This window comes from Methanobacterium petrolearium (assembly GCF_017873625.1).
Classification (GTDB): domain Archaea; phylum Methanobacteriota; class Methanobacteria; order Methanobacteriales; family Methanobacteriaceae; genus Methanobacterium; species Methanobacterium petrolearium.
In genome coordinates this window covers 122,918-143,186 of the sequence record NZ_JAGGKL010000001.1, presented here as the reverse complement: position 1 = coordinate 143,186, position 20,269 = coordinate 122,918, and the positions used below count along the sequence as shown (strand labels likewise).

General features: G+C 40.0%; 19 protein-coding genes and 1 tRNA gene. 11 read left to right on the top strand and 9 right to left on the bottom strand.

Annotation, left to right across the window (positions count from 1 at the left end):
• Positions 1-31: 31 nt before the first annotated feature.
• The 4 genes from J2743_RS00685 to J2743_RS00670 form a co-directional block, all read right to left on the bottom strand.
• Positions 32-1,015: a DNA glycosylase gene (locus tag J2743_RS00685; RefSeq protein WP_209624876.1), complete on the bottom strand. Its 984-nt coding sequence runs from the start codon at positions 1,013-1,015 to the stop codon at positions 32-34.
• A gap of 136 nt (positions 1,016-1,151) precedes the next feature.
• A complete protein-coding gene (locus J2743_RS00680; protein ID WP_209624377.1) occupies positions 1,152-1,787 on the bottom strand; it encodes a head GIN domain-containing protein in 636 nt (211 codons plus the stop codon).
• A 315-nt stretch (positions 1,788-2,102) separates the two neighbouring features.
• Positions 2,103-2,345 (bottom strand): hypothetical protein, encoded by a 243-nt coding sequence (locus tag J2743_RS00675; RefSeq protein ID WP_209624375.1) that lies wholly within the window; start codon positions 2,343-2,345, stop codon positions 2,103-2,105.
• On the bottom strand, positions 2,267-2,491 hold the full coding sequence (locus J2743_RS00670; protein WP_209624373.1) for a hypothetical protein: 225 nt from the start codon (positions 2,489-2,491) through the stop codon (positions 2,267-2,269). Before J2743_RS00670 ends, J2743_RS00675 begins: the two co-directional genes overlap by 79 nt.
• Positions 2,492-2,712: 221 nt before the next feature.
• Between J2743_RS00670 and J2743_RS00665 the strand changes: the two genes are divergently transcribed.
• Positions 2,713-4,398, top strand: a complete 1,686-nt coding sequence (locus tag J2743_RS00665; protein WP_342451625.1) for a SulP family inorganic anion transporter — start codon at positions 2,713-2,715, stop codon at positions 4,396-4,398.
• A 103-nt stretch (positions 4,399-4,501) separates the two neighbouring features.
• A complete protein-coding gene (locus tag J2743_RS00660; RefSeq protein ID WP_209624369.1) occupies positions 4,502-5,803 on the top strand; it encodes an acetyl-CoA hydrolase/transferase family protein in 1,302 nt (433 codons plus the stop codon).
• Between the two features lie 62 nt (positions 5,804-5,865).
• Here the strand turns inward: J2743_RS00660 and J2743_RS00655 are convergent, their stop codons facing one another.
• The 5 genes from J2743_RS00655 to hisF all read right to left on the bottom strand — a co-directional run bounded on the left by J2743_RS00655 (position 5,866) and on the right by hisF (position 11,365).
• Entirely contained in the window at positions 5,866-6,831 is a 966-nt protein-coding gene (locus J2743_RS00655) for a hypothetical protein (protein ID WP_209624367.1), read from the bottom strand.
• 108 nt (positions 6,832-6,939) lie between these two features.
• Positions 6,940-8,637: an NAD-dependent malic enzyme gene (locus tag J2743_RS00650; RefSeq protein ID WP_209624874.1), complete on the bottom strand. Its 1,698-nt coding sequence runs from the start codon at positions 8,635-8,637 to the stop codon at positions 6,940-6,942.
• Between the two features lie 584 nt (positions 8,638-9,221).
• A complete protein-coding gene (locus J2743_RS00645) occupies positions 9,222-9,617 on the bottom strand; it encodes a DUF5518 domain-containing protein (protein WP_209624365.1) in 396 nt (131 codons plus the stop codon).
• A 344-nt stretch (positions 9,618-9,961) separates the two neighbouring features.
• Positions 9,962-10,453 (bottom strand): hypothetical protein, encoded by a 492-nt coding sequence (locus tag J2743_RS00640; RefSeq protein WP_209624363.1) that lies wholly within the window; start codon positions 10,451-10,453, stop codon positions 9,962-9,964.
• 87 nt (positions 10,454-10,540) lie between these two features.
• Positions 10,541-11,365, bottom strand: a complete 825-nt coding sequence (hisF, locus tag J2743_RS00635) for an imidazole glycerol phosphate synthase subunit HisF (RefSeq protein ID WP_209624361.1) — start codon at positions 11,363-11,365, stop codon at positions 10,541-10,543.
• Positions 11,366-11,597: 232 nt separating this feature from the next.
• On the opposite strand from hisF, the gene J2743_RS00630 reads away from it, so the two are divergent.
• The 9 genes from J2743_RS00630 (at position 11,598) to J2743_RS00590 (ending at position 20,269) form a co-directional block, all read left to right on the top strand.
• Complete coding sequence (locus tag J2743_RS00630; RefSeq protein ID WP_209624359.1) at positions 11,598-12,884, top strand: threonine/serine exporter family protein; 1,287 nt, start codon at positions 11,598-11,600, stop codon at positions 12,882-12,884.
• Between the two features lie 92 nt (positions 12,885-12,976).
• Positions 12,977-14,635 carry an ABC1 kinase family protein gene (locus J2743_RS00625; RefSeq protein WP_245247892.1) on the top strand — a complete coding sequence of 553 codons (1,659 nt, stop codon included), beginning with the start codon at positions 12,977-12,979 and terminating at the stop codon, positions 14,633-14,635.
• Positions 14,636-14,877: 242 nt separating this feature from the next.
• Positions 14,878-15,651, top strand: a complete 774-nt coding sequence (locus J2743_RS00620) for a DUF4013 domain-containing protein (RefSeq protein WP_209624356.1) — start codon at positions 14,878-14,880, stop codon at positions 15,649-15,651.
• Positions 15,652-15,828: 177 nt separating this feature from the next.
• A complete protein-coding gene (locus J2743_RS00615) occupies positions 15,829-16,470 on the top strand; it encodes a DUF4013 domain-containing protein (RefSeq protein ID WP_209624354.1) in 642 nt (213 codons plus the stop codon).
• 166 nt (positions 16,471-16,636) lie between these two features.
• Positions 16,637-17,263: a flavin reductase family protein gene (locus J2743_RS00610; RefSeq protein WP_209624352.1), complete on the top strand. Its 627-nt coding sequence runs from the start codon at positions 16,637-16,639 to the stop codon at positions 17,261-17,263.
• Between the two features lie 13 nt (positions 17,264-17,276).
• Positions 17,277-18,056, top strand: a complete 780-nt coding sequence (locus J2743_RS00605; protein ID WP_209624350.1) for an ATP-binding protein — start codon at positions 17,277-17,279, stop codon at positions 18,054-18,056.
• Positions 18,057-18,223: 167 nt separating this feature from the next.
• Positions 18,224-18,832: an FmdE family protein gene (locus J2743_RS00600; RefSeq protein WP_209624348.1), complete on the top strand. Its 609-nt coding sequence runs from the start codon at positions 18,224-18,226 to the stop codon at positions 18,830-18,832.
• Positions 18,833-19,328: 496 nt separating this feature from the next.
• Positions 19,329-20,051 (top strand): DUF4013 domain-containing protein, encoded by a 723-nt coding sequence (locus J2743_RS00595; RefSeq protein ID WP_209624346.1) that lies wholly within the window; start codon positions 19,329-19,331, stop codon positions 20,049-20,051.
• 142 nt (positions 20,052-20,193) lie between these two features.
• Positions 20,194-20,269, top strand: a tRNA-Arg gene (locus J2743_RS00590).

Below are 20,269 nucleotides of genomic sequence, written 5' to 3'. Positions count from 1 at the left end.
TGTAAGGAATCATTTGAGAAATAATATGGTTTTATTTTTTACGGAGTGATTCTAATAAGCCTGATTTCCGGGCATAATGAAAAAGATACAGCTGCACATAACCAGCATAATCACCAAACCTTTCCATCCCAAATTCACGAGCCTTTTGTGGTTTCAACTCTTCATGGGGGAAGTAAAGGTGTTCTATTATTCTTTTGATCCACACATCCACAGGGAAAGCCTCTCCCATACCAAAACCATAGAGGAGGATGCAATCTGCCACTTTCGGTCCCACACCGGGTAGCCCCTGGACAGCATCAAAGGCATTATGGTATTCCATTCTTGCCAGTTTATCCAAATTCATATCCGATTCAACCATCCGGGAGGCATTAATAATGTATTTAGCCCGGTAACCCACTCCACATGCTTTAAGATTGTTTTTGAAAATGTAATCTTCAGGAAGGTCATCCTCGCATCGTTGCATTTCCTCCAAGTCATGTTCAGGCACTTTACCCAGGATTTCAGGGGAGGGAAAAGTGTAAAAATCATCAGAACTAAAACGGAATCCTTCACCCCATTTCTGTTTAATATCCCTGATGGAACGAGTCCAGCGGATTATGGAACAGTTAGAGGATGAAATAGATGAAATAATGCATTCAAATTGATTATGGGCCTTGAAAAGCCGAAGACCCTGGCAAAAGTCAATGGTGGGTGCTAATTTCGGGTCGTCACTTAAAAAATCGTACAACTGGCTAAGATCATCGGTAAGGCCAAATATTTCCCTGATTCTCTCTTTGATACTTTTTTCAGGAATCTTTTCCAAAGATTCGGCAATGATATGCACATCATCTTCAGGATTAGAATCTTCATGCCTGATTTTCACCAGACAGGGGTTACCCTCCACCAGGATCAGTTCCTGAAAATATTTATTCTCTTTTTTCCAGGGCGGCTGGCTGGTTTGACCACTGTTCATGGTAAGGGATAAGTTAAGGGGTCCCTTGAATTCTTTGGTGGAGATATAAAATTCAGTCATCATCACTAATGTGATTGGTTTTGGTGATTTAAAAAAAGTTATCCTCAACTTATGGAAATCTGCAAAATATGAAAAATGGAAAAATAAAGCAGATAATCAGAGAGTGTCCAAGGATTATCTGCAAAATAATTTAGTTTTTTTAACCCTGTTTAATTGAACCCTGACCATTAACTTGTTGGTTCACCTGGGGGCTGCCAGTATAGGTTATGGAACCCCCACCATTTACAACTGCGTTGAGGGTAGAAATGACATTTACATTGGCTTTACCATCTCCGTTAATAGTTACAGTGGCACTTTGAGCTTCTAAATCATTAGCGGCAATGTTACCGCCTCCATTAATGGTAGCGATTAGATTCTCTGCTTTACCAGTCAGGGTCATTTTACCATTGTCCAGGGTCACCGTAAGTTTATCTGTGTCTAGGCCAGTCACCTCAGAGTTACCACCACCATTGGTAGTGAGAGTATTTAAATCTTTAAGGGTGATGTAGATTTTCACAGCTCCATTCCCAACACTGTTCAAGTTACTGACGGATAATGTGTTCCCAGAGACTGTGGTGGAAATTTGGGCCATAAGGTCCTCTTTTGCTTCAATTCTATATGATTCATTATCTCCCTGCTGAATAATCAATGTTCCAGGGCCATTTAACGTAACGCTGGTAACTCCACTGACGTCCGGGGTCTGGTTCCCAGTTCCGGTTTGGTTAGTACAGCCTGATGCAGCTACAACAATACACAACAATATACCTAATATAACAATGCAAAACATTTTTCCCATAAACTCACCTCTGTATGATTATTAGTTGATTATAACTAAATATTTTTTCATGAACTATCAAGGTTACAACAGTTAATTCATCAATAACTCTCAACAATCCTGTATTTCATATATCCATTCTTATGAATCTGGTTTATTTGGATTATCCTCACGATTTAAAAAGTTAGCAAAGCAGATAAAAAATAATAAAACACATTATCTTTAGAATCTCATATTGTGTGGTGATCAAAGTAGTAGTAATAATTATAGCACGGATTTAACACTTAAAACAATATTTTAACAAAAAAAAGTTAAAAAGGGAAAAAATGGATGTTTTTATCTCCTTTTGGGCATTATCATACCACTGACAATCAACAGGATGACCAGTATCATGTAGTTGATTGGTGTTCCTGTATTTTGCATGCCAACAGTATTTCCTGTTTTGGTAGCTGCTGTTACTTGTGTGTTTTTGGGTGTGGTTGCGTTGCTGGTGATGGGTGTTATGCCCAGTTGTTGGCGTTGTAGGTTTTTGAGGTGATGGATGCAGTGAATGGATATTCTCCAGTGGTGGTGAACCATCCGGTAAGGTACAGGTAGGGATCGGTCACGTTGAGGGTGGTGAAGTTCCAGATTATGGTTCTGTTGTTTTCATTATAGTTCCAGATTCCATCCCCCTCTATATTTGCTATTTTAAATCCATCAGGTACCACTATGTAAACTGTCACATTTTCAGCTGGATCAGGTCCTTTGTTTCCCAGTCAATAGGTTAAAGTGAACTTTTCACCCACCAAAGGATTCTTTTCACTGTAATCATGAATTTGAGGAAAAGTGAACTTTATTATGAAGCAGAGACATATAAATCGATATTGTAATTATGGGAAGTAACTCTTAGAAATTACTACGGGATTTCTTGATTTCTTGGACTCTAATATGGATTTAGGGGGTTATCCACATAAAAAATTTAACTTCACGGTTAAAGGGAACCTTATTTAGTGGTTTATTACCCCTGGACCGCAGCAGATTCATACCTGAACTGATTGCAGGCATAGTCATGGCTGCAATATTCATTCCAGAAGTCATGGGCTATGCAAAAATTGCAGGAATGCCTATCATCACAGGCATATACACTATTATCATTCCAATGGCAGTTTTCGTAATCTTGGGTTCATCCCGGCATCTTATTGTAGGGGCAGACTCAGCCACTGCAGCAATAATGTTTGGAATCCTGGTAACAGTGGCCATGCCTGGAAGTCCGGTTTACACATCCATGGCATTTTTAGTGGCCTTTTTATGTGGCATACTACTCGTACTTGCCTGGGTATTTAAACTGGGATTTATAGGTGATTTCTTATCACGCACCGCACTGGTGGGGTTTCTAACTGGTGTGGGTATTCAAGTGTCCATCAGCCAGTTAGGGGCAATGTTCGGATTAACCACCACTGGAATAGATTCCATTCCCAGAATATTATCATTTCTATCCAATTTATCCCAAACCAACCTCTACACTTTAGCCATTTCTGTGGGAGTGTTATTGGTTATTATCATAACCGGACGAATTAACCGGAAAATCCCAGGAGCTCTCATTGCAGTGGCGGGAACCATTTTACTCAGTTTTTTTTATGATTTTACCCAGATGGGGGTTTCATTGGTGGGTTCTGTTCCAAGTGGAATTCCCAGTTTAATGGTACCTTCTTTTCAGTCCCTTGATTTTTATGTTTTGTTTACAACTGTGATGGCCTGTTTTATTGTTATAATAGCTCAAAGTGTTGCTACTTCACGGGCTTACAGTGTCAAATGTTCTGATGAATTGGATGAAAACAAAGACGTCCTTGGATTGGGATTATCTAATATTTTAGCTGGTTTAACTGGTAGTTTCGTGGTGAATGGTAGTCCTACCAAGACTCAGATTGCTGTAGATGCTGGGGCTCGCAGTCAACTGGCTACTCTGGTTACTGCTGCAGTAGTCATTGTGGTGGTGATTTTTTTCACAGAACCTGTTTCACTTTTACCTAATGCAACTTTAGCAGCAATAGTATTTTTAATAGGATTGGAAATGGTTGATATAACCAGTTTAAAGGCCATATATCGTGAAATGCCTGCAGAGTTTGTTTTGGCCATCATAACCTTTATGACAGTTGTTTTAGCAGGTGTTCTGTGGGGTGTCATTGTTTCGGTGATAATATCCTTGATTTTACATTTAAGCCATTCATACCGGCCAAACAACAGTATTTTGATTCGTAATGAAAAGGGTGAATGGGCTTACATTCCGGTAATCCTGGGAGTATACACGGAAGAGGGCCTGATTGTTTACAGATTCAACCGGGATCTTTACTATGCCAACGCCGAAAAACTCATGAAAGAAGTTATTAAAATTGTTAAAAACTCTGATCCTCCTCTTGAATGGTTAATTTTAGATTCTGGAGGATTTACTGGTGTTGATTATACTTCTGTGCAGATGTTAAAAGAATTAAAAGTAAAATTAGATGAAATGAATGTAGTTTTAGTCATGACCACGGTTTTTCCCAGTTTAAGAAGGCAATTTGAACGTTCTGGATTTATGAAAATCCTGGGCAAAGAAAACCTCTACGGAGGAGTTAATGACGCCATAAATGCGTTTGAAAACAGAAAATAAGCAATATGCACTTTTCAAAGTATATTTAGAATATTACTCTCAGAATTACTCTCAGATATTAATAAACATTGGGAACATAAAAAAAGGAGAAGGGGTAGTTACCTTGTATAAAAAACTGTACAGGAAAAAGTTAACCACACCCTATAAGGCAGTTAAACTAATCAAAGAGGGGGACATGCTGGTACATGGTCTTACCATGGCCGAACCACCAGCACTTTTGGAGGCTGTGGCTTTTCGTCTCAGGGAAGGAGATCTTAAAAAGATTAGAATGTTCTCAGTAATCCCCTTAGACAGCGTTTGTTCCACTCTCCTGGCCCCAGACCTGGTGGACTGTGTAGAGGCCTACAGTGGATTTGTAGATGCCGGCGACCGAGGATTGGTAAGCACCGGACTTAACTATTATGTTCCCAACCACCTCCACCAGATCCCCCGACTCTTGGAAGAATTCATCGGAGTGGACGTATGTGTAACCACGGTTTCTCCCATGGATGGGGCCGGATATTTCTCTTTTGGGACTGCTAATGACTTTACATCCACTGCAGCCCGGGCTGCCAGGGTCCTGATTCTGGAAGTGAACCAGAACATGCCCCGAGTCTTTGGAGACTCCCTAATCCACATTTCAGAGGTAGATGCAGTTGTGGAAAATCATCAAACCATTCCTGACTTTCCCTGTGGGGATAAACAACCAGAGGCAGATGTTATTGGCAAAAATATATCTCGCCTGGTACCTGATGGTGCCACCCTCCAGATGGGGATCGGTGTGCTGCCCAATGCTGTGGCTGAGCAGCTAGAAAACCACAATGACCTGGGTATCCATACTGAAGTATTCGGTCCAGGAATGGTTGATCTCATTAGGAAGGGAGTAGTAAATGGTGAAAAGAAAACCCTCCACCCCCGTAAACACGTATTCACTGTAGCCCAGGGAGACCAGGTGATGCTGGAGTTCATGAACCAGAACCCGTCCATGGAAAGTTATCCCTGCTCTTATGTTAATAACCCGGCAGTGATTGCCAAAAACGATCGCATGATATCCATTAATTCCCTCATTGAAGTAGATTTACTGGGACAATGTAACGCTGAGTACTTGGCAGGTCACCAATACAGTGGAACCGGGGGGCAGCTGGATTTTGTGCGAGGGGCTTTTGACTCCCATGAAGGGAAATCCATTCTGGCTTTTTATTCCACAGCTAAAAATGGCACCATCTCCAGGGTGGTGGATCATCTGGATCCAGGGGCCATGGTGACCACACCACGCATGGACACCCATTACTTGGTAACCGAGTATGGAGTGGCCAATCTCAAGGGAAAATCCACCAGAGAAAGGGCACATGAAATAATTAACATAGCACACCCCAAGTTCCGGAAAGATCTTTACAGAAGAGCAGAAGAGATGTATCTTGTATAATGGAGGAAATAATTGATATTTTTCCAATATCCCTCTTTTCTGGGAAAAAAGTAAATGCGGGATTAAATCGTTGGTTCACTGTCTAGGTCCACTTCACTGTTCCCGAAGCTGAGTTTCTTCTTTTTCACCCAAACAAAGCCGTGATCCGGGGTGATCACCGCCACATTGATAGGTCCACCCACACCAGGCATGTCACCAGGGTCAGCGTTGATCCCGTCACTGAAACGTTGAATGGCGCTGGTGGTCTGAATCATCAAGGTGGCAAAGTCAATGGCATCCTGGAGGGTCATGGTCCCCCACTGAATAGCGTATTCCAGTCCCCTAAGTTGGGACTGTATTTCCGGTTCACTCCTGGTTTGAATGGCTTCTTTTACAAATTCCACATTCTGGATACGTCCATCAAATCCTAAAACTATCCTGGCTGCCACATCTCCCTGGCCGATCCAGGAACTTCCGTATTGTATGTTGGGTTTTTCACTATCCCGGAGCTTCTGCACGGGTCCAGGTATGGCCACACTGTAAACCTGATAACTTCCCTCTGGATTGTAACCGGCCACCAACAGTTCAATGGGGTCTGCCCGGGCCATACCATTTTCAATTGTTCCCTGGGGTGTTTTGAAAGTGAATTTTAAAACTGGGCCGTCTATTTCCATTTTCAGTATGGTGCAACCCTTAGAAGCCAGGTCATTCTGGATGTTAACTTTAATCTGGTCTAACTGTTCCTGCCAGTGGTATTTATCGTTGAAAAGATGGTGCAGCTTCCTGGCCACCTCCTTCACTTCCATATTTTTAACCTTGGAACCTCTGCGGAACTCTTCAATGTACTGGCTGACATTCCTCTGCACCCCTCCATCTGGGAGGAAGGCCAGGCCGGTGATACCCACCCCAATCCTCCGGTTGATCTGGAAGAGTTTCATGGCGTTTTCACTACCTATGCGGGCCATGCCCTTCATATTACGGTAACTCTGTCTGCTGTCTGCTGCTAATACAATTCCTTCCGGTGTGGTGGTGTTGATGACCAGTGACATGTTTTATAAACCTCACTTTTTTTAATTTTCATGGATAACTATCACAGAATAATTATGATAATAGGACTTATATAATGTCATTTATATTAATCCAAAAAAATTCAGAATTTAGGCATTTTTTAAAAGTTTATAGGGCACATAAGCAGGTTCCCACATGTTGGAATCCACCAGATCATCGACATCATCATAAACGTTGTTTCTTGCCAGTCCCTCAAGGATGGCCTGTCTGGCCACTGCCACTCCAATATTTCTGCTTACTTCCTGCAGTTGAGAGACTTCTGGGAGCAGACGGATAATATTATCTTTAATATTGGCAGATCTGGCCAGTTCGAGGATGGCAGCATCCATCATGCCTGAGGTAACTCTTTCTGCCTGGCAACTGATTATGCCCAAACCCAGACCAGGGAATATAAGGGCATTGTTACACTGGGCAACATGGTAAATTTTTCCCTGGAATGTCACATCTTCAAAGGGACTGCCAGTGGCTACCAGTGCTTTTCCATCCGTCCACTGGATTATGTCAGAGGGCTTACCTTCCATCAGGGTTAAGGGATTGGATAATGGGAATATTATCGGTTGATCCACATGGGAAGCCATTTCAGTAACCACTTCCTTGGTGAATGCCTCTGATACTGTGCTGGTGCCAATGAGAATGGTTGGTTTAACATTACACACCACATCTAGGAGATTTGATGGCTTATCTTCTGGATTCCAATCTCTGGTTTCATGGGAAGGGCGGGCATAAGGTGCTTTGAAATAATCAATGGTATCTCTGCTTTGAGTTATAAGTCCCTGGCGGTCCATAAGCCAGAAACGATCGTATGCTTCCCTGTGGTTAAGACCGTTTTTCACCATCCAATCCCATATTTGGTCAGCTATACCGCAACCAGCGGTTCCAGCACCATATATCAGAATTCGATGATTAAATATGGGGGTACCGGTTAACTTCAAAGCATTCAGGAGGGCGGACATGGCAACGGCCCCGGTACCCTGTATATCATCATTAAAGGTGCACATTTTATTCTGATAACGGTCAAGATGATAACGGGCGTTATTTTTACCGAAATCCTCCCATTGGAGGAAAACATGGGGGAATTTACGGTTTATGGCCTCAACAACAGTTTCCACAAATTGATGGTACTTTTCCTGGCTGATACGTGGATGACGCCAGCCTAAATAGAAAGGATCTTCAAGAAGGCGGGGGTTATTGGTACCAACATCAATCAGAACCGGGAGCATTCTCCTGGGATTAATACCAGCACATAGGGTGTAAACTACCAGTTTGGCAACGGAAATCCCAATTCCATTGGCGCCCTGATCTCCGATTCCCAGTATCTGCTCAGAATCGGTTAAAACAATAAGGGCAACATCTTTTTTATCCCAGTTATCCAATATTTCGTCCACATGCTCCCGGTCTGGATAAGACAGATATATTCCCCGTGGTTTACGGAATTCGTCACTGTAACGCTGGATAGCCAACCCAGCAGTAGGGGTGTAAACGATGGGCATCATCTCATCCACATGTTCCCTGATAAGACTGAAAAATAGGGTTTCATTAGTGTTGTAAAGGTTGTTCAGGAAGATGTTTTTCTGCAGATCATTAGCCTGCAGTGAGAACTGTTGATATGCCCTTTGCAATTGTTCATCCAGAGTCTCCACAGAATGAGGTAATAATCCGATAAGATGGAATAATTCTCTCTCTTTAGTACTAAAAGCAGTTCCTTTATTTAAATGTGAAGATTGGAGGAGTTGGCTTCCTTTAAGATGAGTTTTAATATATTTCGATTCTTCTTTTTTTACAGTAATCGCTATGGATTTAAACTGTAACCCTCCAAATTAAGGGAACTCCTGGAAATTTAATTGTCCCTCTGGTGTGAGATATAATTATCTTTTTAACCCATATATAAACTTTTTGGCAGTGGTAGGTTGAATTTTTGTCAATTTTTCTGTTCTGGACATGGAAAATGTTGTAATCAAAATGATAAAAATTTTAGATAGGATTTAATTGTATTTGGCCCGCTGGATAAGGTGTTCAATGCCTTTTTCCTAACCATGGTCCTAATTTTCCACCTATTGCCACTGTTTATGGGTTTAATAGAAAATTAAAATGTTTTAAACAAAGATGGCTGAGCCTATTGTTGTTTGTAAGTTGAATGTTATAATATTAAAAATAGAGATTGCATCCAAAATTTTGCTATCACTATATAGAGATACCTATCAGAAACTAAAAATATTCCTGAACATCAAGTTTTCATTTTATGTGTGGGTATAATTCCTTGGTTAGTTTAAAATTCCTAATAAAATTCTTAGAATTTCACAATCAGTTAGTTGGGCAATTTTTCTACAATGAAAATGGAAATAAAAAAAAGATGTTTAAGGGGGGGATCTGATTATGCGTCTTCAGATATTTCTGGTTCTACATCTTCCAGTGTTTCTGTTTGCACATAGAATCCTAAAATTCCTCCGAATGCGGCGATGATTACTTCAATCACGAAGAAAAGAAGATATCCTAGAATTCCACTGCTAATATATGCTCCATACCCTTGAACATACAGCAGAATTATGAAAAATGCATTGATTATTATCCCACCAATCACTCCTAAAATTGCCCCATTAACAGTAGATGTTTTTATGTCTTCATTAACCATGAAACCCACGGCAATCGCTGCTATTAAGAATGAAGGGAATACTAAACTCGCTCCTGAAATGTAAAAGGTGAAATAAGTTGCAAGTAGAATGCCTAAACTGATTATTATGGGTCTAATTTTGAAAATTTCCATATCCATGTTGTTAGCTCCTATTTTTATTTTCCATTAAAAGTTCTTTAAACATTTTTTTTAATGAGAGTATTAAAATAATTATGCCCAATTTTGTTTCATTTACACCCAAATTGTGAAGGATGCTGAATGAAAATCTATGGTTTATATTAATTTGCTCTGTAGCATGGGGTTTCAGAATTTAAAATAAACAGTTAAATAAACAGCAACCTATCAGGGAGCAAATACTTTAAAGTAAAACTAATTAAACTCGATAAGTTTAATGGAACATAGTTAATCTAAATAAAACATAACCAATAAAAATAAACCAAGCCACAATTTTGCTATCACTATATAGAGAGACTTATCAGAAATCACGAATTTTGCCGAGCATCAAGTTTTTGGCTGATATGCTGATATATGTCCTTGGTTACTCCAACGTTCCTAATAAAATCGTTGGAATATCGGATGTCACCTCTTCGTGGGTTGTCCTGTCTCATGACGTACATGCAGATGGCGGTTATGATCATGAGGGGGTCGGTTTTGCGGCCCTTACCTCCTCGGTAGAGTTTACGGAAGTCAGCCTTGCAGATGATCTCCCGGGCTCGGTCCTTCTGACCACCACCCACCGGCATCATAACCTCATCACCCTCTTCACGCTTGGTCAAGACCAGGGTGGGACTGTGACCGGTCATCATAAAGTTACTGGCCACCACACTGAGCATAGCCAGTTTTTCCTGCAGACGGAAATCTTCCTCAGCAGTTTTCTCACGGTAGGACTTGTATCGTTCGTATTTTTTTATTTTCCCTTCCATTCGGTTGATTTTGGCAGTATCGTCCAGGAAGATGTGTTTTCGTTTTTTCAAAGGTCTCGCCTGTTATGTATGATCTGTGAGTTAGTGAATTTATGACTGGTGTCGGTATGGATTTGAATGTGGGTTGTATCAAGTGTGTTAAACTCTGACGATGACACCCTTTTCCTTCAAGTACTCCTTCACCACAGGCACGGGGTACTCATCAAAGTGGAAGATGCTGGCAGCTAACGCAGCATCTGCTTCGCCCTTGGCAAAAACTTGGTAAATATCTTCGGGATCACCACCACCACCTGAGGCAATAATGGGAATATCCAGCATTTGGCTCATGGTCCGGTTGAGGGGAATATCATAACCATCCTTGGTACCATCCCTATCCATGCTGGTAAGGAGAATTTCACCAGCACCACGCTCCTGGCACTCCATAGCCCATTTAACAGCATCTATTCCCGTGAATTCCCGTCCTCCGTAGATGCTACAGTCATACCAGCAGTAACCCTCTGGTGTTTCAATAATAACGTGATCATCATTTTCTTTGGGGTCATCTACGTAGCGGCGTTTGGCATCGATCCCAATAACACATGCCTGACTCCCCACCACCTTAGATGCTTCATTGATAAGGTCTGGATTGTGTATGGCTGCGGTGTTGGTGGAACATTTATCAGCCCCGGCTTTGAGCATGTTCACATAGTCCTGGGGCTTCCTGATGCCCCCTCCTACACAGATGGGAACGAACACATTCTCGGTGGTGGCCTCTATCACCTGGGCCATGGTTTCCCGACGCTCATGGGAGGCGGTGATGTCCAAAAAGACTATCTCATCTGCTCCATTTTCATAGTATTTAGTGGCCAGTTCAACTGGTTCTCCAGCGTATCGGATCTGTTTAAATTCGATTCCTTTAACCACCCGGCCGTGGGGCACGTTGAGATCGCAGTCCAGGCAGGGTATGATGCGTTTTGCCAGCATAGTACTCCCTAATAATTATTTCTTTGTGATTAATTCTTGTTGATTAATTGTAATTTATACAACTTACCTATTGTTCACATCATTAAAAAATTTACACACTATGTCTATTTCTACACCTTGATCAATAATCAACCTTAGTTGTAAGTGCTGATATTATCGTCCATAAAAAATATAATCCTTTTACTATCAATTAGATAATAAGCAAAGGGAAAAATGGAAGTTTAGAGGTAGCATGATTCCTGAAAACACTTTGTCAAATGTAAACCCTTCAAATGTTTCAACTGGGCCTGATTTTCCACCATGCCTTCTGGAATTTCTCACAGAGCTAGCCCGGGCTTTGACTTCTGCAGGAATAGCTGTGATGACTATAGAATCAATTATAAAACAGATATGTGTGGCTTATGGTGTTAAAGCAGAAGCAGTAGTGGATTTTCCAACATTTATCCTCATCAAGATCGCAGATGGTGAATCAAAAGCCCTGACAGTCACCGGACAGAAACCAGGATTTCTTCCATTAGATCAGGTTTCAAGAATATACGAACTGATATATCAGGCAGAAAAAGCTGAAATAACTCCAAAAGATGGAATAAAACGTATTAATGAAATAATAGGTGTTAAACATCAGGCTAATTACATCAAACACATAGTGGGATATGCATTGTATTCAACAGGGTTGGGCTTGCTTCTGTTACCAACAATTAATGAACTGTTCTTTTGCGGGGTGCTAGGGGCGGTTATGGGTGTTATTGTGGGTTATTCTGAGGATAAACCCCGGTTTGAAATGGTGCGGCCGGTTTTAACCGCTTTCCTGGTTTCCGCGGTATTCTTTTTCTGTGTGAAACAGGGAATTGTAATTAACTCTTTAACCATTCTGGTGCCTTCACTTTCTTATTTCATCCCTGGGGCATTCTTAGCCACAGGAATGTTTGAACTGGCTGCTAATAACGTTATTTCTGGTGCCAGCCGCCTGGTTCAGGGTGTTGTAATCTTACTACTTCTCTTATTTGGGGTTATACTAGGTTTGCAGGTGGTGGGATTATCTGGAAAATATGTGGTGGCCAATGTGGCAGTTTCCCTCGGTTGGTGGGCACCCTACATCGGAATCCTGATTTTTACCATGGGACTGTATTTGTTGATGTCCATAAGGAACAAAGACATGCCTGGAGTATTAATAGTATTGTTTGCAACGTTTTTAGGGCAGCAAACTGGTAATTATCTGTTAGGGGGTCTTTTTGGAGCATTTGTTGGTTCCTGTATTATGACTATGGTGGGAACTTATCTGGAGCGATCAAAGCTTAAAACACCATATTCTGTATCAATAATACCTGCATTCTGGATTTTAGTCCCGGGGTCTCTTGGATTTATAAATTTAGCAGCATTTGTTGGACAAAATTATTCTGCATCCATGGCTAACTTACTTCTTGTGATATTGACCTTTGTTGCCATATCTATGGGTTTATTAATGGGGGCAGTGATTTCTGATCCTCTGAAAATAGACCACTCCAAATCCAATGGATGAATGTATTGGTTGCCCTTCTCAAAAGGTGAGAGGCGAAGTATAAACGGATGTAACCACAAGATAATAAGTAGATAATAGGTGGTTTATTTATGATGCCATTTTCCAGAAAAGGAGTAGATTATCCTCGTTTAAAAGAAATCATTCAGGCGTTGATGAAGTACCAGTTCGATAACGTGGTGGGTGAACTGGAGTTGAAGGGTTCTCGCTGGGGAGACTTATTATATAAGTATGATTCCAGTATTGATCTGGATGCCACAGCTCCCGAACGGCTTAGAATGGTTTTTGAAGAATTAGGTCCCACTTTTATTAAATTGGGGCAGATGATGAGCACCCGGCCAGATCTGGTAGGTCAACAGATGGCAACTGAGTTCACCAAACTGCAGGACGATACTCTTCCCTTTGATTTTGATACAGTGAAGTTGATTGTGGAAAATGAATTTGATAAACCATTATCTGAAGTATTCCAGGTATTTGGAAAGAAACAATTAGCGGCTGCTTCCATTGGCCAGGTGCACAGTGCGGTGCTCAAAGATGGGGCCCTGGTGGCGGTTAAAGTCCAGAGACCCGGTATTCAGGATACAGTAGAAAAAGATCTCCTTATAATGCATCATTTAGCCGATTTAATCAATAATAGAATTTCCAGTTTAAGGGTGTTCAATTTTCCAGAGATTGTGGATGAGTTTGAAAAATCCATACGTAAAGAGATGGATTATACTCTGGAAGCCAGGAACGCGGAAAATTTCCAGGCTAATTTCGCTGGAAATAATGGTATCCGTGCACCAATTATATTCCAGGAATATTCCACTTCCCTGGTTTTGACCATGGAATTTATTCAGGGAACCAAGATGAGTCAGGTGATGGAAAATCAGGAAGGGTTTGACACCAAACTCCTTGCAAAAAGAGTGGCCCAATCCTATTTCCAGCAGATCATGTTGGATGGATTTTTCCATGCGGATCCTCATCCTGGTAATATGTATGTTTTAGAGGATAAAGTGGTCTGTTACATTGATTTTGGGATGATGGGTCATATTGATCAGGATTTCATGCAAAACCTGGCTGAACTTTTCATCCAGGTCATAGACTACAAGGTGGATGCCATAATCAACCAGCTGATCTACATGGATGTTATCGATGATTATGTGGATAGAAGTTCCCTTAAAAGGGATATAATGGATATTTTGGACCATTACTATGGGGCGAGTCTTAATGAAATGCACATGGGGAATATACTGAGTGATCTGGCCATACCCCTCATAACCAAATACCAGGCCCGCATCCCACCAGAATTCACACTTATTACCAGGGCAGTAACCTTAATTGAGGAAGTGGCCCACACACTTGACGGGGAATTCGATGCCACCGCCCAGTTCAAGCCAATGGTTCGAAAACTTCTCCTGAAAAAATTCAGTCCCAAAAACATGGCAGATCTGTTCAAAGATAACATGTTTGAGATGGAACATCTGGTAAAAAACCTGCCCCGCAATATTAATCGAATGGTTGCCAAAATCGATAATGGAGAAATAAGGGTTAAGTATTCTGATGAACTTTCTGAGGACATTGAAAGAACCAGCAACAAACTGGTGGTGGCTATAATAATTGCCGCCCTGCTGTTGGGTTCTTCCTGGATAATCCAGATTGACAAGGGGCCCATGGTGTGGGGCATGCCGCTTTTAGGATTTTTAGGATTTGCAGCCAGTGGAGTGCTGGGTTTGAGCCTTATAATTTATATTATCAGTTACAGGAAGATTTAAAGTGCAGAATTATAAAAAATGAATGTTTATAATTCTATTTGGAACTTCAAATACTCATTTTTGTTAAAATCTCTCTCAACAGGCTTTCTGCAGTACTGATTCTAACTTTTTATGACTTCTAGTTAAACACTCGAAGTGTGTTATTAATACTTTCCAATTTTCTAACAACATTTATATTATGTAAGAACAAACTTGGAAATATTAATAATTCAATTTGTTTAACCATAAAGGAGTTGATTAAGATGGATATGGGTGATATCATTGTAAATTCTTTTAAATATCCACTTTCTAATTGGAAAAGATTCTTACTATTCGGTTTAATTGTTTTAATTTATGAACTGCCAGTTCAAATTATTAGCAAATATTCAAATGTCTTATTGTATTCACTTTTGCTCATAATTCCAGTTATAATAGCTTACTTTTTGATGATGGGCTACCAACTCCAAGTGATTGGAAGATCTATAAAAAGGGAGGATGAGATTCCGGCACTGAATAAATGGTCTCAAATGTTTATTGACGGATTAAAAGTATTCATTGTGAGTTTTATTTATGGAATTGGCCCTGCAATAGTATTGGTATTTGGTTTGGTTCTAATACTCACCGGATCGACTGTTGCAAAGGTCATAGGAGCGATTGTACTCATGATAGCATTTTTGCTCTTTATTGTGGCATATCTAATTCTGATGATGGCTTTACCCAACATGGCCTACTATGGTGATACATCAGCAGGACTGAGATTAGGTGAAATTTACCGCAAAATAAAAAAAATAGGCAGATTAGAATATGTGCTGATATTCATCATACTGATGATTGTCGTTGTCCTATTGGCATTTGCAGCAGGATTTATATCTCTTATACCTATAATAGGATCAGTTATAGCATCATTTACACTTATACCTTTCTCGAACCTATTCACTGCCAGAGCATATGGTTTAATTTACAAAGAAACCCTGGATGAAGAAGTTGAAAATCCTCAACTTCAGGTTGAAAACCCACTGGAAACCGAAATTCCCTAGATAGGATAATATAAGACGACATTAGCGTAGATTATGCATATTATAGTCAATAAATCAACATAAAGGTTTTAAAAATGAAATTAAAGTCAATAATATCTGATTCTTACAAGTACCCGGGTTCCAGCCAGGAACACTTTAAAACCAACAGAAAAAGATGGATGATTTTTGGGGGTGTTGATGTTTACTGCCTACGTGATCATTCCAGGAATATTTGTTGCAGGTTACACTCTGAGAGTGACACGTAATACCATCCGGGGAGATTCTGAAATGCCAGAATTCAATGAATGGCTTTCAATGTTCATTGATGGTCTTAAAGTTATCGCAGTCACCATAATGTATTACTTGGTACCTGCAATAATTCTTATTTTAGGAGTAGGGCAGTTTTATCTGGTATTATATGCATACGATGTGGCAGATCTGAGTTTGATAAACTGGCCGTGGTTAATAACAGGTGTGCTCCTATTTATTCCTTTTATCATGTTTTACATGATAGCTATTGCCAATATGGCTTACCATAACAGTTTAGCAGCTGCATTTAGTATGGGTAAGATATGGCAAAGGATCAGGGCCATTGGTTATGGCAGATTCATTGTCTGGTGGCTGGCTACCATGATTGTTTCAGCTATTTTTGCATCTGCAGGGCAATTTATTGAAATGATCAGTAGCATAGTTGGATTTTTCATGGTTCCACTCCTGATTGATTCGTTCATAGCTCTTTTCCAAGCCCGATCCATGGGATTAATCTATCGTGAAGAATTAAACACAGAAAATAATAGTAACGAACCTGTTATTGGAGATAAAAGTGTTCAAAAGGACTAACCTAATAGTTAAGGCTGTTAACATTATAAAAAGGGTTTTTGTCCTTTCTTTTTTGCAGTGTGGAGTAATAAAATTAGTCTTCTACAAACCCCAATAGTATTACTTAGGATCAAATCTATATGATTTATATGGGTGTTCTGCCTATTCATTTAAGCGGTGAACTAAAATGCAACTTAAAAACTTCAAAAGAGAATCCATAATACCTCTGCCTGTGACCTTCATTTCCACACTCAGTCCAGACGGAGTGAGAAATGTTGCCCCCTATTCCTGTCTAATGCCTATTTTACGTCCATTTGACCTCATCTGTGTGGCTACGGCTGGGGTGATGAGGGATACCTTTGAAAACATGCAGGCCACTGAAGAGTTCGTGGTGAGCCTCCCTGGAGTAGATCTGGTGGATAAAGTGATACCAACAGCCAAATTCGTTCCACCAGAGGTAAATGAATATGAATTAGCAGGATTGGAAGAAAAACCCAGCCAAAAAATTGAAACACCCGGAGTGGACGGATGTTACGCCTGGATGGAATGCAAACTTCACAAAATCGTGGCTGAAGAATATGACAACTTCCCCTACGCACTGGTAGTGGGGAAAGTAGTGCATTTAGAGATACGTGATGACATATACAACCCCGAAAACGGTTCATGGGATGTAAAAAAAGCCCAACCCCTGATGATGACAGAATCCAACCAGGGAATGCACTTTTGCACCGTGAAAGATATGGACTGGTTCGAACCCTATGGTGCCATGTTCCCCAATGGTAAAGATCCTCTAGCTGGGATGTACGAGGACTGAACTGTACACGGAAGTGTTAAACTTGCCGAAGATTATTATCAGCGGTAGGGGTGGCAGTGGAAAGAGTACTCTGGTAACTCTCCTAGCTCAACAACTGAAAAAACATGGAAAAGTACTTATTGTAGATTCAGACGAGTCTAATCTTGGGTTAGGGGGGATGTTAGGTATTGAACCTGCATCAAAAACTCTTATGGATTATTTGGGTGGTAAACCATTAGTAATGGACAAATTGATGTCCATGATCCGTGAAAAAAACAGTGAACAAGTTGAATTTTTCACAGACTCTGATCTGGATAGTTTATCATCAGAATTCGTTCACTGGAATGGATCTGGAGGTTTAATGCAAATAGGGAAGATAGAACATACCATGGAAGGTTGTGCCTGTCCAATGGGTGCCATTGCCCATGACTTCCTGAAACACCTCATGGTAGGTGAAGGGGAGTGGGTTTTGATCGACACAGAAGCAGGAGTAGAACATTTTGGTCGGGGAATAGTGGAAGGTGCAGACGCTGTTCTGGTGGTAGTGGACCCATCTAACGATGCAGTATTATTAGCCGAAAAGGCAGCTAAACTAACTGAAGAAGCAGGAAAAGACTTTGGAGTCGTTTTAAACAAAGTTGATGAGAAAACTCAGCCGGTTTTGGAAGAAATGTTGGAAGCAAAGGACCTGGAGATTAAAGGGGTTTTAACTTATTCACCTGATTTGGCCCAAACAAATCTTAGAGGAGAACCTTTAGAATTAACCTCTGCCAATGATGAATTGGATAAATTGATAACCAGAATCGCCTCCTAAACTAATAAACCCATAGTATCATATAATTACGGGAATGTTTAGTTACAGTAAATTATTCTTTTTTCATTTTTCCATTTTTAACAGTATAGTTGTATGTCAAATATATAAAGTAGCTGAAGCCATAGTTTCATTAAATAATTTAAAATTAAGAGTATCGAGATGATATAATGGAAGAACCGATTCAAATAGCTGATTTTTCAGAAGTAACTAAATTTCACGGTCATTCGTGTCCAGGAATAGCCATAGGATATCGAGCAAGCGAAATTGCCGTTCATGAATTCTTTTCAAGGGCGGTAGATGAGGAAATGGTGGCCATAGTGGAGAATGACAGTTGTAGTGTGGATGCTATCCAGTTTGTCACTGGTTGCACCCTGGGTAAGGGTAACCTTATATTTAAAGACCATGGTAAACATGTTTACACCTTCCTGAACCGTGACACAGGAAAAGCACTGCGCATATCTTTGAAGAGCAGTTCAGATGAAAGGGATCCTGAATTTGCTGAAGCCCGTAAAAAGGCGTTTTCTGACTCTGCCACCAAAAAAGACTTGGAAGAATATGAAAAAATACGAAATAAAACCACTGAAAAGATATTAGAAGCTCCAGTACAGGAACTTTTTGAAGTGGAATGGGTAGATATGGAATTTCCAGAGGAAGCCAGAATATTCCGGTCAGTTCGCTGTGCTAAATGTGGTGAACTAGTATCTGAACACAGAATCCGGGTAGAAAACGGGAAAATGGTTTGCATACCCTGTTTCCATAACTATTCCCGGGCATAATATAGAATTTTTTTTTTATTTTCTAATATTCTAAATAACTCCATTTATTCAATTTCTTTTAAAAAAATATAAACAGAATAATGCTACGAATTTTTCCTTGTTCAGATGGTATTTTAGCTGGTTTTTTACATCTAATTGATAAAAAATTGATTAACCAGATTATGACTATGTAGATTACACCATTGAAACTGCACAGGCCCGAGTAGTTACAGGGATTCAGGCAACAGGATAACTACTTTGAGCAATTCTCAATGAGTTGTATATCTGTATACCTGGCTGTAAAATTGGATATATTAGTGTAATTACCTAAAATTAGGTGTGGTTCACTTTTTTATGTTAACAAGGACCTTAAAAACTAATAAATCCCTCTATTTTCTGTGAATCATCGGTATTAATATTTTCCAGAATCAAGGTAGAAAATTAATATTAGATCATTTATATACTGGGGTGTCATAATTATTTAATAAAAATTCATAAAATAATGGGAGTTTACATGATGAGTATCGGGCAAGTGTTTAAAGATGTACTGTGTTATCCTTTTACGGATTTTAAGAAATTTTTAAAAGTTTTTCTCATGTATTTGGGGTTTTTTCTAGTCATACCTGTTTTAATGGCCCTGGGATATTCGTTGCGAATTATTAAAAGCACCATCCTTGGATTTGATGATCTGCCTGATTTTGATGATTCTAGTAATTTGATAGAGGATGGTCTGAAATATGTGGGGGCTAACATAATTTATAACATACCATTGTATATCGTTATTGGAATTTTAGTAGTGATTACTGCTTCGGACCGGCTTAATTTAATTATGAACAGTTATTCTCTCCTAACCATAACTGCTATTGTAGGATACCTGATCAGCATTGTATCAGTCCCGGCTGTGGCAAACATGGCCTATGAAGACAGATTTGGAGCGGTTTTTGATTTTAAAAGAATTTTTACCGTGATAAAAAATATGGGATGGGCAAAATACCTACTATATTTGCTGGTATATGCTCTGATAGTTGAAATATTAACTCTGGCTATAAGTTCCATCAGCCCCTACCTAAAACTATCCATGGGATCGATTTCAGGTTTAGCAGTATACTTACTACTTTCCTTATTGTTAAACTCATATCTGATTGTTATTGGGGGTAGATTCAGGGGAATAATTTACAGTGCAGGTATGGGGGATGAATTGCATACCAATGCCATAGTCGAACAAAATAATGCAGAATAAAAACAATTTTCTTTTTTTAAACCTTTTTATTATTGTTTTAATTCTATCAACTACAAAATTGCAGGCAACTTCTAAAACGAATACTTTTATAAATGAAAAGCACCTAACTAATCACTTGCCCGTGATTAAAGAGGGTTTTTTTGGGCCTGTAGTCTAGCCTGGAATATGACGTGGGACTTCGGATCCCAAGGTCGGGGGTTCAAATCCCCCCAGGTCCG

Bases quoted from the DNA above. Each gene is read 5' to 3' on its own strand.
- J2743_RS00675 (WP_209624375.1), bottom strand. From the start codon at position 2,345: ATGGTTCACCACCACTGGAGAATATCCATTCACTGCATCCATCACCTC.
- hisF (WP_209624361.1), bottom strand. From the start codon at position 11,365: ATGCTGGCAAAACGCATCATACCCTGCCTGGACTGCGATCTCAACGTG.
- J2743_RS00655 (WP_209624367.1), bottom strand. From the start codon at position 6,831: ATGTCACTGGTCATCAACACCACCACACCGGAAGGAATTGTATTAGCA.
- J2743_RS00620 (WP_209624356.1), top strand. From the start codon at position 14,878: ATGGATATGGGTGATATCATTGTAAATTCTTTTAAATATCCACTTTCT.
- J2743_RS00630 (WP_209624359.1), top strand. From the start codon at position 11,598: ATGATTCCTGAAAACACTTTGTCAAATGTAAACCCTTCAAATGTTTCA.
- J2743_RS00680 (WP_209624377.1), bottom strand. From the start codon at position 1,787: ATGGGAAAAATGTTTTGCATTGTTATATTAGGTATATTGTTGTGTATT.
- J2743_RS00600 (WP_209624348.1), top strand. From the start codon at position 18,224: ATGGAAGAACCGATTCAAATAGCTGATTTTTCAGAAGTAACTAAATTT.
- J2743_RS00645 (WP_209624365.1), bottom strand. From the start codon at position 9,617: ATGGATATGGAAATTTTCAAAATTAGACCCATAATAATCAGTTTAGGC.
- J2743_RS00610 (WP_209624352.1), top strand. From the start codon at position 16,637: ATGCAACTTAAAAACTTCAAAAGAGAATCCATAATACCTCTGCCTGTG.
- J2743_RS00625 (WP_245247892.1), top strand. From the start codon at position 12,977: ATGCCATTTTCCAGAAAAGGAGTAGATTATCCTCGTTTAAAAGAAATC.
- J2743_RS00595 (WP_209624346.1), top strand. From the start codon at position 19,329: ATGAGTATCGGGCAAGTGTTTAAAGATGTACTGTGTTATCCTTTTACG.
- J2743_RS00685 (WP_209624876.1), bottom strand. From the start codon at position 1,015: ATGATGACTGAATTTTATATCTCCACCAAAGAATTCAAGGGACCCCTT.
- J2743_RS00615 (WP_209624354.1), top strand. From the start codon at position 15,829: ATGTTTACTGCCTACGTGATCATTCCAGGAATATTTGTTGCAGGTTAC.